Below are 20,320 nucleotides of genomic sequence, written 5' to 3'. Positions count from 1 at the left end.
TATACCATACTTTTTGGCATTTGTGGCAATATATTTATTTTTTTTAGATGATTTGATAGCGATTGGAAAAAGGTGACTGGTTATGTGCAACGGGACGCAAAAGGAGCAGGTTACAAACCTGCTCCTGCAAAAGTAAAATACATATCCGCTAGTCCCCTTTACGCTTCGCTCTGATGCGATCATTTTCTGTGAGAAACTTTTTGCGAAGTCGTACGCTTTTTGGCGTGATCTCGAGATATTCATCCCCCGCCATGACTTCCATGCCTTTTTCGATCGTTATAACGATTGGTGGCGTCAATGTGATCGCATCATCCGTACCGCTTGCGCGCATATTTGTCAGTTGTTTACCCTTGATCGGATTGACCGTCATCTCATCACCTTTTGCCGTATTACCGATCACTTGTCCTTGATAGACATCCGTACTTGCACCGACATATAGAGCTCCTCGCTGTTGTAAGTTTGCAAGAGAAAATCCAAGCGCTTTCCCTGTCTCACCGGACACCATCGATCCCACTGCGCGTCTTTTGATCTCACCAACATATGGTCGGAACTCCAAGAAACGACTGGAAATGATACCCTCACCCTTTGTGTCTACGATAAATTCATTACGGTAGCCGAGTAACCCGCGTGTTGGCACATCAAATAGCATCCGCACACCATCATGTCCGTGTTTCATATCGGTCATTGTGCCTTTGCGCTTGCCAAGTTTTTCGATCACCGCACCAGAATATTGCTCCGGCACCGTCACCGTCACTTCTTCAAACGGCTCCTGTTTCACACCATCGATGTTTTTGATGATCACGCGCGGTTGTGATACTGCGACCTCAAATCCTTCTCTGCGCATATTCTCCAAAAACACAGCCACATGCAACTCACCGCGGCCTGATACTGTGAAATTTTCACCGGAAAAATCCACTTTGAGTCCCACATTCACTTCAAGTTCTTTTTTCAAACGTTCGCGAATCTGCTCCCTCGTCACAAAAGTTCCCTCTTTGCCTGCAAATGGTGAATCATTAACGAGAAACTCCAACGAGATCGTCGGCTCATCCACAGTGATCGCCGGCAGTACTTCTGCATCTTCATTCATACAAATTGTTTCACCGATATCGATATCTTCAATACCCGCGATCATCACAATATCTCCTGCCGATGCTTCATCTACAACTTTTTTATTGATCCCTTCGAATGTGAAGAGTTTGATGATCTTTGCTTTGCGCACGGGACGATCTTGCGACTTCACAAACACCGGTCCATTTTTTACAATGCCCTCATAAATACGCGCGACAGCCATGCGTCCCAAGAAATCGTCATACGCGAGTGAGAACGATTGCAAACGAAAAGGTGCCTCTGTGTCATTTTTTGCCGGCTCGACATATTGCAAGATCGCATCCAAAAGTGGCGACATGTCTTTGCTGTCGTCTGTTGGCGCAAGCATTGCCCGTCCTTCGCGCGCGATCGCGTATACCGTTTTGAAATCCAACTGTTCATCATTTGCTCCGAGATCGAGGAATAACTCATAAATCTCCTCTTCAACCTCGCCCAAACGCGCCGCCGGTTTATCGATCTTATTGATCACAACAAGCGGTTTGTGCCCGATCTCCAGTGACTTTTTTAACACAAATCGTGTCTGTGGCATCGGACCCTCTTGCGCATCCACAACCAATACGACAGAATCGATCGATCGCAAAACACGTTCTACCTCAGATCCGAAGTCAGCGTGCCCTGGCGTGTCCACAATGTTAATCTTTGTGTCTTTATACATCACAGATGTGTTTTTGGCATAGATCGTGATCCCGCGCTCCTTTTCGATCGAATCGCTGTCCATGCTCCCATCGGATGATGCTCCTGTTTGTTTCATGATTGCGTCAGTGATCGTTGTTTTGCCATGATCCACATGAGCAATGATGGCGATATTTCGAATTTCCATAACTACGTTTAAAAGTGTTGATTATATATACGTTCTTGAAACTAAAAAGCCAGCCCCAGACTGGTAACCTGCACAAAAAAGTGCAACCGTCTGTCCATCATACAAGAAAAGCTCTCATCCGTCAAGAAAAAACCTCCCGGAAAAAATTCCGAGAGGTTATCAATAATAATGTATTACAGCAAATGACTTGCCAGTTCCGATAACGCTGACCGCTCACCTTTGGTAAGAGAGACATGCGCAAACATTTCTTGTCCGGACATCTTTTCGATCATATAGCTAAATCCATTTGAATGCCGATCAAGATATGGATGATCGATCTGTTCTGGATCCCCTGTGAATATCACTTTTGTTCTCTCACCCGCTCTCGTAATGGCCGTCTTTATTTCCTTTGGCGTGAGATTTTGTGCCTCATCAATGACCCAATACCATCCGTATAAACTTCGTCCGCGAATGTATGTCAGCGGATCGATCGAGATTTTTTCGTTATCGATCAATTTATCAATTGCCAGCGCCCTTTCATCTTTATCAGGAAATTGATTACGAATCACGGAGAGATTGTCATACAATGGTTGCATGTATGGATCGACCTTTGACTTTACAGTACCCGGCAAATAACCGATATCTTTATTTGATAAAGGCACAATCGGACGTGAAACTTTAATCTGCCGATACGATCTTCTTTGCTCGATCGCTGCGGCAATTGCCAGAAGCGTTTTACCTGTTCCCGCCTTTCCAGACAAAGCAACCAGTGACACGGCAGGATTACATAATGCATGCACAGCAAAACTCTGTTCTGCATTGCGTGGCATAACACCATACACATCCTTTTTTTTGATACCGTACAAACAACTGTCGGAAGCGGAATATGTCGCAAGCGCACTCTTACTGCCACTTCGCATAATCACATACTCATTCGGCATCAATGGTTCTTCGCCAAAGACACCCACGTCAACCAAAACGCCATCAAAGCTTGCAAAAAGTCCATCGATCATGCTCGAATCGCAATTTTCCACAAGCCGGCATCCTTCGCGCAGATCACTTTTTACATGATCTTTTGTATAATCTTCACCGCTCAAACCAAGTGCCTGTGCCTTGAGACAAAAGTTTCCATCTTTTGACACTAGGACAACAGAAACTTCCGGATTCGCTTTGGCATAAAGATATGCAATGTTGAGAATCCGATGATCCGGTTTTGATGGATTGGGAAAGTGTCCTTTGATGTCCTCATGCGCCGGTTGTTCCAGCTTGATCATGATCTTGCCACGCCCCTCTCCCAATGACACACCACCGTTAAAGATTTGCTTTTCACTGATACTGCGGAGTTTCCGTATGAATTCTCGTGCATTGTAATTTTTTTCCTCCGTGCCTTTTTTGAAAGTATCCAATTCCTCCAAAACGGTGATTGGTATGACCACGTCATGTTCTTCAAAAGCATCGATGCAACTGCTACTGTGGAGAATCACATTCGTATCAATTACAAATGCTTTTTTGCGCCGCTTTTCCTTTCCCATGTTGTCACCTCATTTATAATATGTTCACATATATTAACGAACACCGTCTTTATTCGATTTTGCGAATACCCTATCATAACAGCCCTGCTTCAAAAAAGCAAAAAATCTTTTACATCATCGCAGGAGCACAGTTATACTGTGCTTCACATGTTTATTAGGTGTAAATAAATGCACGAGAATTCATACGGAAACTCCGCAATAAATGAAAGAAGCAGGTTATAAAACCTGCTCCTGCAAGATGCTTTTTTGCTTTTGTATTATTATCACGATTTTTGTTCTTCCAACGCAGTGACGAGACTCTTAAATTCAATAGAGGCCGCGCAGACCACCTCATCAGCACCACCATAATAGACAAAGAGATTGTCGCCAAGCACAACCGCACCGCAAGAGAAGACTGTCCCCGGGCGCAAGCCCTTATTCTCATAACCGGCCTTCGGCTCAAGGATCGGATAATCCAGCCGCGATGTCACAGCACCATTTTCCAGATTCAACATTGCCGCACCAAGTCGATACTGTCCATCGTGTCTAGAAAGTGCATGATAAATAAGTAGCCATTCATTACCTACTTTGAACGGTGGTCCAGCAATACCCACTTTCTCACTGTCCCATGAATCCGGCCGTGAACACATGATGCTTCGCCCGCCCAATGTATGCCCATTTTTGAAATCGATATCCTCCACATAATCCAACCAGATCGTGTGTTTCAATCGATGGAAAAAAACATATTTGTCATTGACTTTTTCAGAGACAAGACACGCATTTTTATCATCCATGCCATCCGGCGAGATGAGGATCGGCACCGTCCATCGCTCCCATTTCTGTTTGCGGAAATCTTCCACACTGATCGATGTAAAAGCAACGCGTGCCGGACCATGTCCATTATATGCCGTATAACACATATAGAAACGATTGCCAAACTGTGTGATGCGCGCGTCTTCACAACCGGAATTACCCGGCTCTTCACGCACCTCCTCGGGAATACGTGGCGCATAGATCGGCTGATCATATTTTTTCACGAGATGAAATCCATCCTTTGTTGTCGCATGCCCTACATACGACGTGTCATTATCATCTTGTGCACGATACAAAATATGGATAAGCCCATCATCATAGATCGCTGTCGGATTGAGTACATATTTTGACTCCCATCCGCCATCATGTGTTGGTTCGATGATTGGATTACCTTCAAAACGTTCCAGAGAGACGGGGGTGACATGATCACCGACATATTCCTCACAATCTTTCAATTTGATGTATTCCAACAACTCACGAAGCGACAGCATCGCCACAGCACACACCATATCCGCCGCACCATAGTACAATCGAAGTTCATCCCCATCAATCGTTACGCCTGACGGGAACGTGATATTTGGAATTGCACCGTACATTTCATAGATTTCTTCCGGTTTGATCAGTGGCTCAACACTACGACCAACGACACGCACAGGGTCTTTGAGATCCAGAAGTGCCGTTTCAATACCGAACACTTTATTTTCCGTACGATATCTCCTTATATATGAGTACACGAGAAGCCACCCATCCTTTGTCTTGACCGGTGGCGCACCGATCTCAATGTGATCATCGAGAGACCGCTGAAAATGCAATGTGTGTGAATCCATATCTTCCTCCCATTCTTCCCAAAATTTTCTATCCCAGATCTGCTCCGGCGTATCAAACTCTGCAAGCATAATGCGTACTGGCGGTATATCTGTATTCATCGTAAAGATTGCCACAATTTTTCCATTGATCCGTTCGGGAAAAAATGCCATCGCCTTGGAATTAAAATGCGTCACTTGATGTTTTGCATCAATCGTCTTGAAATCTTTGGTTGTCGCCACACCAATCGTGATTCCCTTTGGCGTATGCGGAAAATCGGATAGCGCTGTATACGTAATATAATATGTATCATCGATCTTTGTTACACGCGGGTCTTCACAGCCGTATTGCTCCCACAATTTTTCCGGCACGATCAACTGTCTGCGTTCTCCTGTAAAACTCAATCCGTCTTCACTGAAGGTATGCCCAATCGTCGACACTTCCATCGTATCCTGTCTATGTTTTTGTTTTGACGACTGCGCACGATACAGCAAATGATAGCCTTTTTCATCCCTGATCGGACACCCATTAAACACCGCCTGCGCTTCCCATGGATGTGTGCGGTCCGGACCGAGGATTGGGTTATTAGGATAACGCTTTACGTGAATTCTCATATTTTTGTGTAGGTTATTTGTTAGTTAGTTTTGTGTTGTCATAGAGCCCGTCCGCTTCAACTCATCCAAAAACTGTTGAATTGGCGCCGTTGCCACACATACACAGGCATCCGATCCGCCATAATAAACAAAAAGCGTGTCATCCTTTATCACTGCACCGCACGAGTAAATAACACCCCATTTATGTCCGTCATTCTCATAGGGCTCTTGCGGTTCAAGGATTGGCTCTCGTGTCCGAAAAAGAATTTTTGTCGGATCCTGATAATCAAGGATCAGCGCACCAAGCCTGTATCGATCAGAATTTCTATGATCCATTGCATGATAAAAAACAAGCCACCCATCTTCAGTTTTGAGCGGTGCGGGACCAACCCCGCGAAACCAACTATCCCACGTCCTCGTATGATCGACTGGTCGCGTGTTGTTGCTCTTGATAAATTTTGTGCCATCCAATTCATCCAAGCTATCAAAATAATCGATCAAAATTTCCGGATAAAAACTGTGCATAATGGCAAACTTGCCATTGATCTTTTCAGGAAAGATCACCCAATTTTTGTTTTTTTCTCCCGGTGGCGAGATCAGAGTTGTTTTTTTCCAATTCCACTTTTTATTTTTAAAATCCTCCCAACTGATCGACGTGAGCGCCATGCGCAACGACCCCCATCCATCAAAAGCTGTAAATGTTATATAGAGCACCCCGTCGATAAGCACCATCCGCGGATCTTCACAGCCACCATTGCTATTGTTGCCGGATGTATGTGACGTAGGAAATGGCGCATGGACAAACTGTGCATTTCTCCTATAAATGCACTGTGCATGTCGTTCATCGATCGTAAAACCGTCTTCACTGGAGGCATATCCCAAAACTGAAACGGCATCATGCCCGTCCGCCCGGTAGACAATATGCACTACACCATCACAAACAATTGCCGTCGGATTGTATGTCGCTCTGGATTCCCACAGATGTTGTTCTTTTGGCGCGATAATTGGATTGCACTCTGCCCGCTCCAGAGCAATATTTGCGCTACCATACTGTTCATCCACGGCGCCCTCTTGCACATTCTTTTGCGCAACTTCCCCCTCCTCATGACGATAAAAATGACGCAACAAAAACATCTCTTCTGCATCATCCATCCAATATGACACGAAATATTCATCAAACACCACTGCACCAAAAAGTGCCGCATGATTGTTCTTCGTATTTTGCGTTTGATAGATCGGCCCCTGTGACCGCCAAATCATCTTGGTCGGATCACCATAATCGAAAAGTGCGCCATAAATCTTGTACTGGATAATACATCCTTCATTCGTTTTTGCCGCATACATGACAAAAACGCCATCGTCCACAATTTGCACATCCAACACAAAAAGCTCCATCTGAAATTCATTCAGATCAATTGCGATCAGATCTTTTTTTGCACGCGTCCATTTCTGCATATCCCTAGAAACATGCACGCGAATCGCATCCCCGCCAGTAAACATCACATTGCGACCGGCATAGAGATAATCAGATACGATCTTACCATTGCCATTTATGCCGTCCAACTCCACCGTCTTCTCCCAATCGATCAAATTTTTGGATCGTGCAATACACAACTTCTCTATATTATTCACACGATATGTCATATAATACGTCTTTCCATCCTTTGACGCATGCAGAAAACCGCACTGATCAAACTCATCAGCCGGTCCGTTGATATTCACGATTTTTGCATTTTGTGTCAGTGTAACAAAATCAATCCCGTCCGTACCCTCGCGCACGGTAAATGTCCCATGTTGAATATCACTCTCATCACACAAAAATAAATACGATTTTCTATCGATCAATGCAGATCCAAGACCCTGCATTTGTTTTTTATTTTCCATTTGCTTCTCACGCTCAATATATATAGATACATTATAAAACCATTTCGCCAAAAAAACAAACGTTCCTCCTTCATCAAGAACATTCTTCTACCCCTTGTCAAACAACATGCCCAAAAGCTTTCACAAAACTGCGCATTTTTAAAGCTTTGACACTTTCATAATAAAATTTCGCCGATAATAGAGAGCATTGACTTTTTTTGATTAATGTGTAAACTATTTATATATTAACAATAATACATCTATGCAAACAATAACCGAATCGATCATGTGCATCGCATCGCGACTGGAACGCATCGCCGACCAACACATTTTTCGCCATATCGATCTCTCTGCGATCAGCGTCAAAATCCTCTTTATCATACACATCCATCCATCCATCACACCATCCGATATTCAAGAATCCGTCGGGGGTACCAAGTCCAACATCAGTCAACGACTTAACTACCTTGAGAAGAAAGGGTTCATCACACGTACTCATACAAAAGACGCGGATAAACGTACTGTTTCCCTCACTCTCACACCAATCGGCAAAAAAAAGATCACCACGATCAAAAAATGGCTCACCAAAGCAAATCTCCACCTCGAAAAACATTTCACACAAAAAGAGCTCCATACACACTTTGATTTTTTGAAAAAATTGCACACGGTGCTTGATCACGAGGAAAAAAACCACAGTCATAAACTATATACCTGTAAAAAAATTTAACTACTATTTTTATGAAATTTAAAATCATTATCACAGTTATTTCAATCGCATTTCTGTCACTTCTTATATACAGATTCACACAAAAGAAACCTGCAACTGATGTGATTGAAACGAAAGCACCCCAGATCGTTTCGATACAGAGCGCACACGACAGCAAACGTTCAACGCAAAAGATCACCTATCCTGCGATCATTGCCGGAGATCAGCAAGCCACTCTCACAGCAGGAGCAGGTGGCACGATCACAAATCTCTCTTTTGATCTTGGCACGTATGTTCCTCAAGGTAAACGTCTTGCGACAATTGATACTATTGGCACATCTGCCACAGGAGAAAATGGCCTCAAGAGTAGCCACATCCAGTCACTCGAATTAGATGTACAATCCGCAGAAGAATCCTACAAAAAATCAAAGGACGCTTACAAAAAAGATCACTCCTACGCAAATAAAAAATCCAAAGAAATCGCCCAGATCGATCTGGAGTCTGCTCGCGTAGCCCTAAGTGGCGCCCTTGACGGACAATTTGTCACTGCACCGATTTCCGGGACAGTGATCGAACGATTTGTATCTCTCGGCGATTCCGTATCCGTTGGTCAAAAAATTGCCACTCTGTCCAAAACAGGCCTGACAAAAATTCAATTTTATGTCAGCAAAGATGAATTACCATTCGTCGCAGTTGATAATCACATTGCAATCGACATTGATGGTCGTGCGACTGATGGTATGATTACGGTTGTCTCACCACAAGCCGACCCGGCAACAAAACGCTTTCTCATTGAAGCAACTCCTTTGGATAAGAAACCGCTCACCATCGGCTCGATTGCTACGGTTTCCTTTGACATTGAGCGTACTGTCACAAATTCCAAAAATATCATTCTCCCTCTTTCTACGATCACGATCGGTCAAAATGAAAGCTCCATTTTCATCCTTGACGGCGACACCGCAAAGAAAATCCCCGTTGCAGTAGTGACTGTACAGGGAGAAACCGCTGAAATTACCAGCGACGATCTCACCGGGGATACACAGATCATTACCGACGGGAGCAAGCTTATAAGCGACGGCGATCCTGTGTCATATCACCAATCCTGATCATTTCATCTATTAATTCCCTACATGTTTCATCATGAAAAATATACATTCCACAGAATCATCCACGCAAAAAAAAGAATTTGCCTCTAGCGATCTCGCATATCTCGCCAAACTTGAATTCGACCAATCTCTGACAAAAGGATGGCTGAGTTTCTTCGTGACAAACTTTCGGGTCGTCATTCTCCTCATTCTCCTTCTCTCCGGATGGGGTATTTATTCTTACATCAAACTGCCACGCGAATCCAGCCCTGAGGTAAAGATCCCCATCGCTGTCATTACCGCCGTCTACCCTGGCGCTTCACCGACAGATGTGGAGGAGTTGGTGACAAAAAAAATTGAAACAGACATCTCTGGTGTCTCCGGTATTGATAAGATCACATCAAGCTCGACAAATTCCTTTTCTGCTGTCACCGTTGAGTTTGGCGCCAAAGAAGACATCGATAATTCTGTACGCAAACTCCGCGATAAGCTTGCAACAATTCGTTCTGACCTGCCAGATGACGCCAATGATCCTGAAGTGATAGAGATTTCTCTCGACGATACACCGATTGTCACATTTGAACTTACCGGTCCTTATGATGGATTTACTCTCCGTGCGCAAGCGGAAAAGATCCAAGACGAACTCGAAAAAATTTCCGGCATTCGTGAAGTAAAAATTTCCGGCGGTGATGAAAGAGAATTTGATATTTACTATGACCCGCAAAAGTTGTCATTCTACAACATTTCGATCGACCAAGCCAATCAAGCCGTACGCACAACCAATCTCGCTGTACCCGCAGGTAATTTTGATAGCGCAACATATGCCTATCCTGTGCGCACAGATGGACGGTTTTATGATGCTGTAACGATTGGTGATATTCCGATTCTCCACACAGATAACAACGCTATCATCTATCTCAAAGACATCGCACGCGTCGAGGAAACCGCCATTGAAAAATCGATTCTCTCACGATTCTCGCAAAATGGCACGCCACCGCAAAATGCCGTGAGTATCCAAATTATTAAAAGAACGGGAAGCTCTGTGCTCGACACGGTCAAAAAAGCGCAGGATACATTGGACCAACAATCAAAAACATTTCCACAAAACATGACCTACGTCACAACGATCGACATGGCGGATTATATCCGGCAAGACTTTGACCAATTATTCCATGATTTCCTCATCACACTTTTACTCGTGATCACCGTACTCTTTCTCGTCGTTGGTCTCAAAGAAGCATTTGTTGCCGGCCTTGCGATTCCTCTCGTGTTCTTTTTTACATTTGGTGTCATGCAGGCAACGGGCACATCACTAAACTTTCTTTCCATTTTCTCTCTCCTTCTTGCGCTTGGACTTCTCGTTGATGATGCGATCGTTGTCGTGAGTGCAACAAAGCAATATATGAAAACTGGAAAATTCACACCAGAAGAAGCTGTGCTTCTCGTACTCAATGATTTCAAAGTTGTCCTCACAACGACCACGCTCGCGACCATGTGGGCATTTCTTCCTCTCCTCATGGCATCGGGCATGATCGGACAATATATTAAATCGATCCCTATCACTGTTTCCGTCACACTCGGCTCGTCGCTTCTCATTGCGCTTATGATCAATCACCCTCTCGCGGCCGTACTTGAGCGCATCCGCCTTACCAAAACATTCTTTTTCGTAATTTTTGCAGGATTGATTCTTGCAGGATTATCTGGTATTGCGACTCACACACCATTTGGTTTTGTCGTGGCACCTCTCTTTTTTGTGATTGCCATTGTCATGCTATATTGGTACCTCACAAAAGGAAAATTGATCACGGGGCAAAACAAAGATCTTGTAGAAGCTGAATGGCACGATGACGAACTCATCAAGAAAAAACTTCTTTTGCAAGGACAGCATGACTCTGGCACATTTGGAGATCGACTGATCCATGGCGTTATTCATTTTGATCGCGTGATTCCACTCTATGAGCGGTACCTCCGCAAAGTTACCAAAACGCGCAAAGCACGTCTGACATTTATTGGTGCGATTTTTGTAGCATTTATCATTGCAATGGCACTTCCTATTATTGGCATTGTCAAAACGGAATTTTTTCCTGTATCGGATGCGGAGGAAATTTATATCAGTATGCGCGCACCATCGGGACTCGTCCTTGAACAATCTGATCAGATCATTCAAAAAGTGGAGGATGAACTTTATAAGTATCCTGAAATTCTCAATTTTTCTACTCTTGTCGGAAACCCGGGGAGTGGCGGTGATGTTGGCATTACGCAAAATACCTCTAACACAGCATCGATCACGATCAAATTATCACCAACAAAGGAACGTCAAAGAAAATCCTACGAAATTGCCGACGCGATACGCGCTGATATCGCTCCACTGCAAGGCGCAACGATCACTGTTAGCAGCCCCTCTGGCGGACCACCGTCCGGTGCGACATTTCAAGCGCAAATCACAGGTGATGACCTGCAAACACTTGACCGCATCGCCCATGATCTCAAACCGCTTCTCGATGCAATTCCCGGTGTGATCAACAGCAACATCTCACTCAAAGATGCGCCGGCAGAATATACTTTTTCTCTCGATGCGGCTAAGATGGAATTATACAACGTCAACGCAACACTTGTCGGCACAACGCTCCGCACAGCGATTTCAGGGACAACGGTTACAACTGTGATCGATGGCAATAAAGATATTGACGTTGTGGCTAAATTTGATAAAGAAAAAATACCGAACCTTGAATCAATCCAAAATATACAGATTCTCAATACCCTTGGCCAGCCGATCTATCTCAAAGATGTCGCAACAATTTCATTGACACCTTCTGTAGAATCCATCACGCGCATCGACCAAAAGAGAACCGTGCTTCTCACGGCAGATGCACGTGCAACAACAAATTCCACAGAGATTCTCACACAATTCACAGATAAACTCGCCAGCGAATACACACTTCCGGAAGGATATGAGATCAGTTATGGCGGCGAGAACGAGCAAAACACCGAATCCGTACAATCCATTCTTCGCGCAATGATCATCGCTGGTATTTTGATCTTCTCAACCATGATCATTCAATTCAATTCGTTCAAAAAAGCCCTGATCGTCCTTGTCACATTGCCACTTGCACTGATCGGCACATTCTTTGGGCTTGCGATCGTTGGTATCAGTCTCAGTTTTCCCGGACTCATCGGCATCCTCGCACTCTTTGGCATTGTCGTAAAAAATGCGATCATTCTCATCGACAAGATCAATCTTAATATCAAAAGTGATATTCCATTTTATGATGCAGTCATTGATGCCGGCAAATCCCGCCTTGAAGCGATCTTTGTTACATCGATCTGTACAATTTTTGGCCTTATCCCGATCACATTGTCCAATGAAATGTGGCGCGCACTCGGCAGTGCCGTCATCTTTGGTCTGGTACTCTCGTCATTTCTCACCCTCTTTTTGGTTCCCGTTCTGTTTATCACATTTGTGAAAGAGAAATAATTTGAGCTGCACAAAAAAACACCCACATAGCTGGGTGTTTTTTTGTACGATGCAACTCACAAAACTTTGTATTTTCATTATTATGACAATGATTTCTTTTTTATGCATATTGAGAAATGACTTCCAACACACACGATTGTGTACAAAATAATCGGCTATGCGATCAAATAAAAAACTTATAAAAAATACTGCAAAAAAACTCGCGGTAATAAAAAACAAAAACGCGTAGCCACTGCTGTGAAATATACCAAGGATCGGCAAAGAGACGCGAGCAAAAACATCACCAACCATAAAACACATACTTACCCCAAATCCAAAGGATGCATACCGCATCCGACGATAAAAAATGGACATAAGCCAGTATGGCATATATCCCATCCAAATCATCATCCCAATTCCCATCGCACGAAGCATGATGCCCGGCCATCCGTCAAGTAACACAACGCGCAGATCGAAAAGGAGATAAATTGAACAACTAAAAAAAGTGACTACCGCAACGACCGCCCCCATGTCCGTCGTTATGCTGGAAAATTTTTCCCCCCTCATTTTATTGTCACTTGTGTATTAGTTTTCGTTTTCATTATAACAGCTACATCCCACTTTGTGCAAAAAACTTTTAAAAAAATAAAATCCCACCAACGACCGCTCTCGTTAGCAGGATTTTTTTGAGAATCATCACCCATTTTTTTGCAACCACTCATCCTCAGAAATAAAAATGGGATACCAGTCTGGCATAATGGCGTTATTACTATCATATGCGGCTACGCCAATGCGAACGCTATCATAGTACTTTTTCCAGGAAGTGCCTTCCTCAAAGGAAATCACATTGAGCAAAAACACCTCATTAGACCCGCACTCTGGATGATTCTTTGATCCTTCCCTGCACATAACCCCACCTCCACTGATGGTTGACTGTTATTTTTTAATGAAAACAACTGGTAAGCATATATCAAAAAACATGTTTTGTCAACATGTTTTTTGTGTATGTTTTTATCATTTATTCATAACGCAGGGCATGGATCGGATTGAGAGATGCCGCACGGCGTGCCGGATAATACCCAAAGATGATTCCGATTGCGGCAGATACACTAAATGACAAGATGATCGAAAAGCTGGATATCTGCGTTGTGGTAACATCAAAATAATCCAGTGCAAATGCTACGGTAATGCCGAGTGCAATACCGATCACACCGCCAATAAATGTAAGCGTCATTGATTCAAAAAGAAATTGCTGACGAATGTCTTTTTGATTTGCGCCGATTGATTTGCGCAAACCGATTTCTCTCGTGCGTTCTGTCACGGTTGTAAGCATCATATTCATGATACCAATCCCCCCAACTACAAGTGAAATTCCCGCAACCGCACCCAAAAGCAGCGTCAGCGTCCCCGTAATCGATGACGTCATTTCGAGAATATCCTCTTGATTGCGAATATTGAAATCCGCATCATCCACATTGTTAATCTTGTGACGCTTGAGAAGCAATGCTTGAATGTCTTCCTCCACCTGTGTCATACGATCTTGATCAGCAACACTCACGCTAATTGATGAGAGATATTCACTGCCGGAGAAATATTGTTGATACGTCGAGAGTGGCATATATACCACCTCATCACTATTACCAAATCCGCCACCGCCCTTGGATTTTGTCACACCAATGACCGTGAAACTCAAACCACCAATACGCATTTTCTTCCCCACCGCAACCGCACCTTCGCCATACAGATCATCACGAATATCCGGACCGATCACCACAATTTTAGAACGTTTGCTTTCCTGCACATCGCCGATGAACGTACCGGATGCAACTGTAATATTATTGACCTGCGCGTATTGTGCCGTCACGCCGGTCACAGACGACTGCGCATTATTTCCCTCCGCAATGATCTGCTGATTGCCCGATGCTGTCGGCGCGACTGCGGCGATACCGTCAATTTCTTCTGCGATTGCATCCGCATCATCACGCGTAAGAGATTCTGCCGAACCAGAACCTTGTTGCGGTCCGTCGCCAAACGAACGTTGGCGACCCGGTTGAATGGTCAACAAATTCGATCCGATTGATTGGATGCTCTCTTGGATCGCCTTTTGTGACCCATTGCCAATCGCGATCATCACGATCACCGATGCAATACCGATTACGATACCGAGCACAGTAAGACCTGTACGCACTTTGTTTGACGTAATCGCCATATGGACTTCTGTAACCAAATCTGACAATAGCATATTTATGACATCATGAAATTATTTTTGTACTTCATTCTTTTCTCTGTTGTAATAATCTTCGACCAACTTACCATCCCGGATCACGATCGTGCGATCGGCAAAAGTGGCAACTTCATCTTCATGTGTGATGAGGATGATCGTATGTCCCTTCTCTCGATTGAGGCGCCGAAATGTCTTGAGCACAAAATCCCCCGTTTTTGTATCCAAATTCCCCGTCGGTTCATCAGCGAGAATAAGTGATGGATCATTGACCAACGCGCGAGCAATTGCCACACGTTGCATCTGTCCACCGGAAATCTCATTGGAATAATGATTCCATCGATCTTCTGCGAGCTGTACAGCGCGCAGTGCATCCTCAGCAATTTTTTTTCGTTCTTTTTTTGGCACCTCACTATAGATCAGTGGCAACATTACGTTACGTAACACTGTTGCACGTGGCAAAAGATTGAATGCCTGAAAAACAAACCCGATCTTTTCCTTCCTGATCACCGACAATTCATCTTCCGTAAGTTGTGACACATCTTGTCCGCCGAGAAGATATGTTCCGCTTGTCGGATTGTCCAATGCACCAAGAATATGCATGAGAGTCGATTTCCCGCTTCCAGACGGTCCCATGATTGCCACAAACTCTCCTTCCGTGATCGTGAATGACACATCATCCAGAGCAATCGTCTGGCTGTCACCACGACCATAGATTTTGGTAATATTTTTACACTTTATCATACATTGAGCTCATTTAACATTAATTCCTTTGACCGCCTCCTGCACCGGGACCAACTGGTAAGATCGACGAGGAACTGGATGATGTTTCTTTTTCTGCAGTTGTTGCATTTGTCGTCGTCACAGAACTCACAACAATTTCTTCACCATCGCTCAATCCGCTCACGATCTCAACCATTGTATCATCCGTTGCACCGGTCTCCACTGTTTTGTGTTGCATCATCTCCGCGGCATTTTGCACCAAAACATAGCTACCGGATCCATCACTTTTTACCGCCTCGGCCGGCACAATCAATACATTTTCCGTTTTCTCGATCTCAATATCCGCCGAAGCACTCATGCCTGGTTTAAGTAATTCACTCGGTGATGCAAATGTGATTTCCACATCATAGGTTACCACACCTGCATCCACGACACCGATCGTATCAACCTTTGACACGGTACCTTGTGCCGTCACACCATCAAGCGCATCAAACGATAGTGACACAGTATCACCCACCTTTACCTTTGCCGCATCTACTTCATTAAGTGAAATTGTGACCTGCACATCCTCTGTGATCACCGATGCCAAAACTTCATCACGTGAGATCGAGTCTCCTGCAGAAAAATCCAGACCTGTCACGATCCCGTCAAACGGTGCGCGAATAGAATAATCTTTCAAGTCATCATAGGCGTTACTGAGAGAATTTTGCGCTTGTATGAGCGTATTCTTTTGTAATTGTCGCTCATATTTATCGTCAACAGTTTTTGTGTCAAACTGACGTTCGGTCTGCTTTACTTTGATTTGTGCTGTTTCCACGGATAACTTTGCATCACGAATTGTTTTTTGAATATCGGTCGTATCCAATACAGCGATCAAATCCCCTTTTTTTACCGCTTGATCATTCTTGACCGCTACTTCCACGATATCCAATCCATCACCGGCAACTTGCGGTTTGAGATCCACTTGACTCGTGGCGTTCACTTGTCCCGTACCGCTAACGGACACCTCGATATTACCTCTTTTTACCGTAGCTGTTGTCGGCACTGTATTTTGTGCAGTATCATTGTTTTTTTGTGAAAAATAATAATACGCTCCTCCGCCAACAAGAACGATAACTCCTATGATAAGCCATTTGCGCGCGATCAGTTTCTGTATAAAGTTTTTCATCGATTTATGTCAATCTAATTATCATGTAAAAAAGAGGTTTTTATACCTCCTATCGGTTATACGAGATCGTTTTCTCTTTTCTTGCAGATCGCCTATACTGTGCAATGCCCCACACAATTGCCCATCCGACAACCGGCACTACCCCGACAAAGATCGCATGTGTCGCAAATGACACATGGATTCCACCACAAATGAAAGCGAGATATGAAAACATCTGTAATTTTTTCCACCGGTTTTTGAAGTATTTTTGTGATGCACGATTGGATGTCAAAAATGGGATCATGAGTGCAACAAATGCGATGTTTCCCCACCCAAAAAGATTGGCAAAACTCCAAAATATTCCATCGGTAAAATATGTCAGAAGGATTCCGCTATCGATCATATACAATACGACGTGCAAAAAGGCAGTCACGCCGCAAGCAATCCCTAAATGTTTGCGCATCGGCATAATTTGGCGGAGTTCTTTGGATCCGGTAATTTCCGCGAGTGGCCTCATATAAAGAATTACAATCAAAAGAAACCAACTGATTTTGGCAAATAAAATATGCATAAAAAAATAATTATTGTGTAATTGCATGGGTTGGACACCCATTAACAGCTTTTGTAATTGATGTTTGTGATATGATTTCCTGTGAGATCACCTCAGCCTTATGCGTAGTGCTATTCAATGCAAAATTACTTGATGCAAGGCGTGCACATTTACCGCACCCGATACACTTCTGTACGTCAACCGCCAAACTGTCATTTTTGATGATCTCTGTCGCATCATTGGATGGCGTTGTGACAGATTGTGACACTCCTTCATCAATCACCGTACTAGAGCACCCACTCAATAGTTGTATTATAGCGTAACCACCCAAAGCCATAAGAAGACTTCTTTTGTTCTTTTGCATGAAAAAAATTCATTAATAAACTACAGGTAATACTACGCTCATCGTGAGAGCTTCTTTCATTGCTATGTTTCAGAAATAATATACTGATTGATCTTACAAAACTTTTTCTCTTGTCATCCACATTCTCCGACACAAGGATCTGTCCATTGTCATCCCTGCCTACCGGCAGGCAGGGCGGGGATCCATAAGTTTCTCAACCGCAGGAGCACAGTTGTACTGTGCTCCTCATGTTTGCTTAGTGTAATAAAATGAAAGGAGCAGGTTACAAACCTGCTCCTGAAAAATACTGGTTGATTTTACAAAACCCTCTCTTTCTTCCCGAAACTTATTTTCAGAAAATCAAGAGATGGCCTGCACATGACAAAAAATATTATCACGGCAACGATCGCACCAAGTGTGTCCGCCATCATATCTTTTTGCGCATCCCACACATCTCCCTGACTGCCGAGATATGCTCCTCCAGCCGCCGGATCCGCATTGGCGGCATAGATCCATTCAATGAGTTCATAACTCATCGCAATTGTCGCGATCACAAAAACCGGGTACGTGAAGAGAAGGAACCGATTAGCAACAAGTTTTTCTTTCCACAACCACTCTGCGATCGCAAACGCATAAAACCCGACAGAAAAATGTGCAATGCGATCAAAATGATTGCGTGAAAATCCAAAAAAATTCGTCACCCAATCAAACGGTACAAGTGCAAATGTATAATGCCCTCCGATTGTATGCAGATAAATAAGCACGCTCATAAGTACGTACGCCATGCATGAAAACCGTATCTGGTTTACCCACAAAGCAAAAATTGTGCCGATGATGATCCATACCGTGAGATTTTCCGCAAACCATGTCGCACGATCATATGGATGGATCGCCAGCACACTAAATAGAATAACATATACTACAAAAAGAATTCCAACACATTTTTGTTTTTTATCCATATATTTATTTTATCTTTACACACTCATTTTACCATCATTCGTCTCAAAAAGAAAAACAAACGGTTATACAGCCCCACTCCCGCAGATTCATTCAAACCTTACCGCAGGAGCACAGTTGTACTGTGCTCCTCATGTTTGTCCAGTACAATGAAATGAAAGGAGCAGGTTACAAACCTGCTCCTGCAAAGGTGGAAAATTACGTTAATTTACCATTACTGCAAAATATCCTTATATTTTTCTTTCATCGCGTTAAATGCTTCCATTTTATCATCCGCGAGTGGCGCGCCTTTTGGTTGCACAAGCGTGAGCGGATTGATCGGTGACCCGTTGAGTTTCATACCATAGTCCAAGTGCGGACCCGTTGACCACCCTGTTGATCCTACATAACCGATCACTTGCCCCTGATCGACATGCACACCGGATTTGATGCCTTTTGCAAAGGCGCTCAAATGTCCGTAGTGTGTTGTGTACCCATTATCATGTACCATACGCACGATATTTCCCCAGCCACCTTCCCAGCCGGCACTCACCACGGTCCCGCGTGCAGACGCAACGACCGGTGTGCCTGTTGGTGCCGCATAATCAACTTGATAATGTGCAGATACTTTGCGTGTGATCGGATGCATACGCGCGCCGGTAAATCCTGATGTAATGTGTCGATAACTCAATGGCGCTTTGAGGAATTGTCGCTCCAACACATGTCCATCACCATCATAGTACCCACCTTGCCCATCATTATCGAAGTAATATGCATAATGTGTCGTACCATCATTGATGAATTTTGCTCCCAATATTCGTCCATCCGGTGCATCGACGCCATTACGCTTTCTTTTTTCATAGACAAAGACAAACTCATCCCCCTCACGGATCTCTGTTGTAAAATCGATACTAAAAGAAAAGATGTCCCCTACCTCCAAAACAGTCGACTCCGAAAGACCGGCATCAAGTGCATCCGCATAGAAAAAATTATCGATCACACCCTTTGCTGTTTCTTCGGTAACTGTATATTGAATTTGCTCCTCATGCACATGAAACACATCGCCATCTCGTTCAGCAATGATCATCTTTTCCGTATTACAATCATATTCCATCCGCACAGCCTTCTCTCCATCTTTATCAAAATAAAATCGCAAAGGTTGACCAATCTTTAAATGCGTCAGATCAAAAACATCCGTAGCCGCTTTGAGCAATGCTTCTGTGTCATTGGCATCATAATGACCGTATGTGCTAAAGACATCCGCAGGGATATCTCCATCTGCGATCGTACACTGTTCGACATTTTCTTCTTTTGCAGGATCTACTACAGGATTTTGTTGTATCTCCTGCACAGATTCTTGCGATATTTTTTTCTCATCAAAATTTTGTGCGGTATGAAATTTTTTTACCACCAAAATCACAACGACCACCAAAATCACAACAAAGAAAATCTTGCGTTTCCATTTGCTCCGCTCAGTGCGTGGTACTATACTGCGATGATATTTATGTTGAAGTGTCATGATATTTTATATATACGTATTTTCCAATGCTCCTTAATTTCTCTTTGTCATCCTCTCTCGTCATCCCTGCCTACCGGCAGGCAGGCGGCAGGCAGGCTCGGACGTGCCGTGTCCACCTCAAGAGGAGTCGGGAATCTATCCCCTTG

Annotated in this window: 16 protein-coding genes; 3 read left to right on the top strand and 13 right to left on the bottom strand. The window is 43.8% G+C overall.

What is annotated here, in order from left to right:
- Positions 1-148 precede the first annotated feature (148 nt).
- The 4 genes from typA to WC819_04550 all read right to left on the bottom strand — a co-directional run bounded on the left by typA (position 149) and on the right by WC819_04550 (position 7,511).
- Complete coding sequence (gene typA / locus WC819_04565; protein ID MFA5986589.1) at positions 149-1,927, bottom strand: translational GTPase TypA; 1,779 nt, start codon at positions 1,925-1,927, stop codon at positions 149-151.
- 173 nt (positions 1,928-2,100) lie between these two features.
- Positions 2,101-3,438, bottom strand: coding sequence for a PhoH family protein (locus tag WC819_04560; protein MFA5986588.1), 1,338 nt, complete (start codon positions 3,436-3,438; stop codon positions 2,101-2,103).
- A 263-nt stretch (positions 3,439-3,701) separates the two neighbouring features.
- The gene (locus tag WC819_04555) at positions 3,702-5,648 is read right to left on the bottom strand and encodes a hypothetical protein (protein MFA5986587.1); all 1,947 of its coding nucleotides are present in this window, start codon (positions 5,646-5,648) and stop codon (positions 3,702-3,704) included.
- Between the two features lie 24 nt (positions 5,649-5,672).
- On the bottom strand, positions 5,673-7,511 hold the full coding sequence (locus WC819_04550) for a hypothetical protein (protein ID MFA5986586.1): 1,839 nt from the start codon (positions 7,509-7,511) through the stop codon (positions 5,673-5,675).
- Between the two features lie 241 nt (positions 7,512-7,752).
- On the opposite strand from WC819_04550, the gene WC819_04545 reads away from it, so the two are divergent.
- The 3 genes from WC819_04545 to WC819_04535 are packed head-to-tail and all read left to right on the top strand — an operon-like array spanning position 7,753 to position 12,756.
- A complete protein-coding gene (locus tag WC819_04545; protein MFA5986585.1) occupies positions 7,753-8,217 on the top strand; it encodes a MarR family transcriptional regulator in 465 nt (154 codons plus the stop codon).
- A gap of 11 nt (positions 8,218-8,228) precedes the next feature.
- Positions 8,229-9,302 carry an efflux RND transporter periplasmic adaptor subunit gene (locus WC819_04540; GenBank protein MFA5986584.1) on the top strand — a complete coding sequence of 358 codons (1,074 nt, stop codon included), beginning with the start codon at positions 8,229-8,231 and terminating at the stop codon, positions 9,300-9,302.
- Positions 9,303-9,336: 34 nt separating this feature from the next.
- Positions 9,337-12,756 (top strand): efflux RND transporter permease subunit, encoded by a 3,420-nt coding sequence (locus WC819_04535; protein ID MFA5986583.1) that lies wholly within the window; start codon positions 9,337-9,339, stop codon positions 12,754-12,756.
- Here the strand turns inward: WC819_04535 and WC819_04530 are convergent.
- The 9 genes from WC819_04530 to WC819_04490 form a co-directional block, all read right to left on the bottom strand.
- Positions 12,697-13,302: a hypothetical protein gene (locus tag WC819_04530; protein MFA5986582.1), complete on the bottom strand. Its 606-nt coding sequence runs from the start codon at positions 13,300-13,302 to the stop codon at positions 12,697-12,699. The two genes, WC819_04535 and WC819_04530, sit on opposite strands and share 60 nt — an antisense overlap.
- A gap of 129 nt (positions 13,303-13,431) precedes the next feature.
- Positions 13,432-13,644 (bottom strand): hypothetical protein, encoded by a 213-nt coding sequence (locus WC819_04525; GenBank protein ID MFA5986581.1) that lies wholly within the window; start codon positions 13,642-13,644, stop codon positions 13,432-13,434.
- Positions 13,645-13,753: 109 nt separating this feature from the next.
- Positions 13,754-14,977: an ABC transporter permease gene (locus tag WC819_04520; protein MFA5986580.1), complete on the bottom strand. Its 1,224-nt coding sequence runs from the start codon at positions 14,975-14,977 to the stop codon at positions 13,754-13,756.
- Between the two features lie 18 nt (positions 14,978-14,995).
- On the bottom strand, positions 14,996-15,700 hold the full coding sequence (locus tag WC819_04515; GenBank protein ID MFA5986579.1) for an ABC transporter ATP-binding protein: 705 nt from the start codon (positions 15,698-15,700) through the stop codon (positions 14,996-14,998).
- Between the two features lie 19 nt (positions 15,701-15,719).
- A complete protein-coding gene (locus tag WC819_04510) occupies positions 15,720-16,847 on the bottom strand; it encodes an efflux RND transporter periplasmic adaptor subunit (protein ID MFA5986578.1) in 1,128 nt (375 codons plus the stop codon).
- Between the two features lie 49 nt (positions 16,848-16,896).
- Entirely contained in the window at positions 16,897-17,397 is a 501-nt protein-coding gene (locus WC819_04505) for a ferric reductase-like transmembrane domain-containing protein (GenBank protein ID MFA5986577.1), read from the bottom strand.
- Between the two features lie 10 nt (positions 17,398-17,407).
- Positions 17,408-17,740 (bottom strand): ferredoxin, encoded by a 333-nt coding sequence (locus tag WC819_04500; protein MFA5986576.1) that lies wholly within the window; start codon positions 17,738-17,740, stop codon positions 17,408-17,410.
- A 296-nt stretch (positions 17,741-18,036) separates the two neighbouring features.
- Positions 18,037-18,678, bottom strand: a complete 642-nt coding sequence (locus WC819_04495; GenBank protein MFA5986575.1) for a DUF2238 domain-containing protein — start codon at positions 18,676-18,678, stop codon at positions 18,037-18,039.
- A 212-nt stretch (positions 18,679-18,890) separates the two neighbouring features.
- Positions 18,891-20,174, bottom strand: coding sequence for a peptidoglycan DD-metalloendopeptidase family protein (locus WC819_04490; GenBank protein ID MFA5986574.1), 1,284 nt, complete (start codon positions 20,172-20,174; stop codon positions 18,891-18,893).
- Positions 20,175-20,320: the final 146 nt, after the last annotated feature.

The sequence above is a fragment of the Parcubacteria group bacterium genome (assembly GCA_041660065.1).
In the GTDB taxonomy this organism is placed as follows: domain Bacteria; phylum Patescibacteriota; class Minisyncoccia; order Moranbacterales.
Note: the sequence above shows the minus strand (reverse complement) of the source record. Positions and strands in the feature narration are given on the sequence as shown.

Excerpts from the sequence above, each read along its gene's own strand:
- WC819_04495 (MFA5986575.1), bottom strand. The coding sequence starts at position 18,678 with ATGGATAAAAAACAAAAATGTGTTGGAATTCTTTTTGTAGTATATGTT.
- WC819_04505 (MFA5986577.1), bottom strand. The coding sequence starts at position 17,397 with ATGCATATTTTATTTGCCAAAATCAGTTGGTTTCTTTTGATTGTAATT.
- typA (MFA5986589.1), bottom strand. The coding sequence starts at position 1,927 with ATGGAAATTCGAAATATCGCCATCATTGCTCATGTGGATCATGGCAAA.
- WC819_04490 (MFA5986574.1), bottom strand. The coding sequence starts at position 20,174 with ATGACACTTCAACATAAATATCATCGCAGTATAGTACCACGCACTGAG.
- WC819_04525 (MFA5986581.1), bottom strand. The coding sequence starts at position 13,644 with ATGTGCAGGGAAGGATCAAAGAATCATCCAGAGTGCGGGTCTAATGAG.
- WC819_04515 (MFA5986579.1), bottom strand. The coding sequence starts at position 15,700 with ATGATAAAGTGTAAAAATATTACCAAAATCTATGGTCGTGGTGACAGC.
- WC819_04500 (MFA5986576.1), bottom strand. The coding sequence starts at position 17,740 with ATGCAAAAGAACAAAAGAAGTCTTCTTATGGCTTTGGGTGGTTACGCT.
- WC819_04535 (MFA5986583.1), top strand. The coding sequence starts at position 9,337 with ATGAAAAATATACATTCCACAGAATCATCCACGCAAAAAAAAGAATTT.
- WC819_04545 (MFA5986585.1), top strand. The coding sequence starts at position 7,753 with ATGCAAACAATAACCGAATCGATCATGTGCATCGCATCGCGACTGGAA.
- WC819_04560 (MFA5986588.1), bottom strand. The coding sequence starts at position 3,438 with ATGGGAAAGGAAAAGCGGCGCAAAAAAGCATTTGTAATTGATACGAAT.
- WC819_04520 (MFA5986580.1), bottom strand. The coding sequence starts at position 14,977 with ATGCTATTGTCAGATTTGGTTACAGAAGTCCATATGGCGATTACGTCA.
- WC819_04540 (MFA5986584.1), top strand. The coding sequence starts at position 8,229 with ATGAAATTTAAAATCATTATCACAGTTATTTCAATCGCATTTCTGTCA.
- WC819_04555 (MFA5986587.1), bottom strand. The coding sequence starts at position 5,648 with ATGAGAATTCACGTAAAGCGTTATCCTAATAACCCAATCCTCGGTCCG.
- WC819_04550 (MFA5986586.1), bottom strand. The coding sequence starts at position 7,511 with ATGGAAAATAAAAAACAAATGCAGGGTCTTGGATCTGCATTGATCGAT.
- WC819_04510 (MFA5986578.1), bottom strand. The coding sequence starts at position 16,847 with ATGAAAAACTTTATACAGAAACTGATCGCGCGCAAATGGCTTATCATA.
- WC819_04530 (MFA5986582.1), bottom strand. The coding sequence starts at position 13,302 with ATGAGGGGGGAAAAATTTTCCAGCATAACGACGGACATGGGGGCGGTC.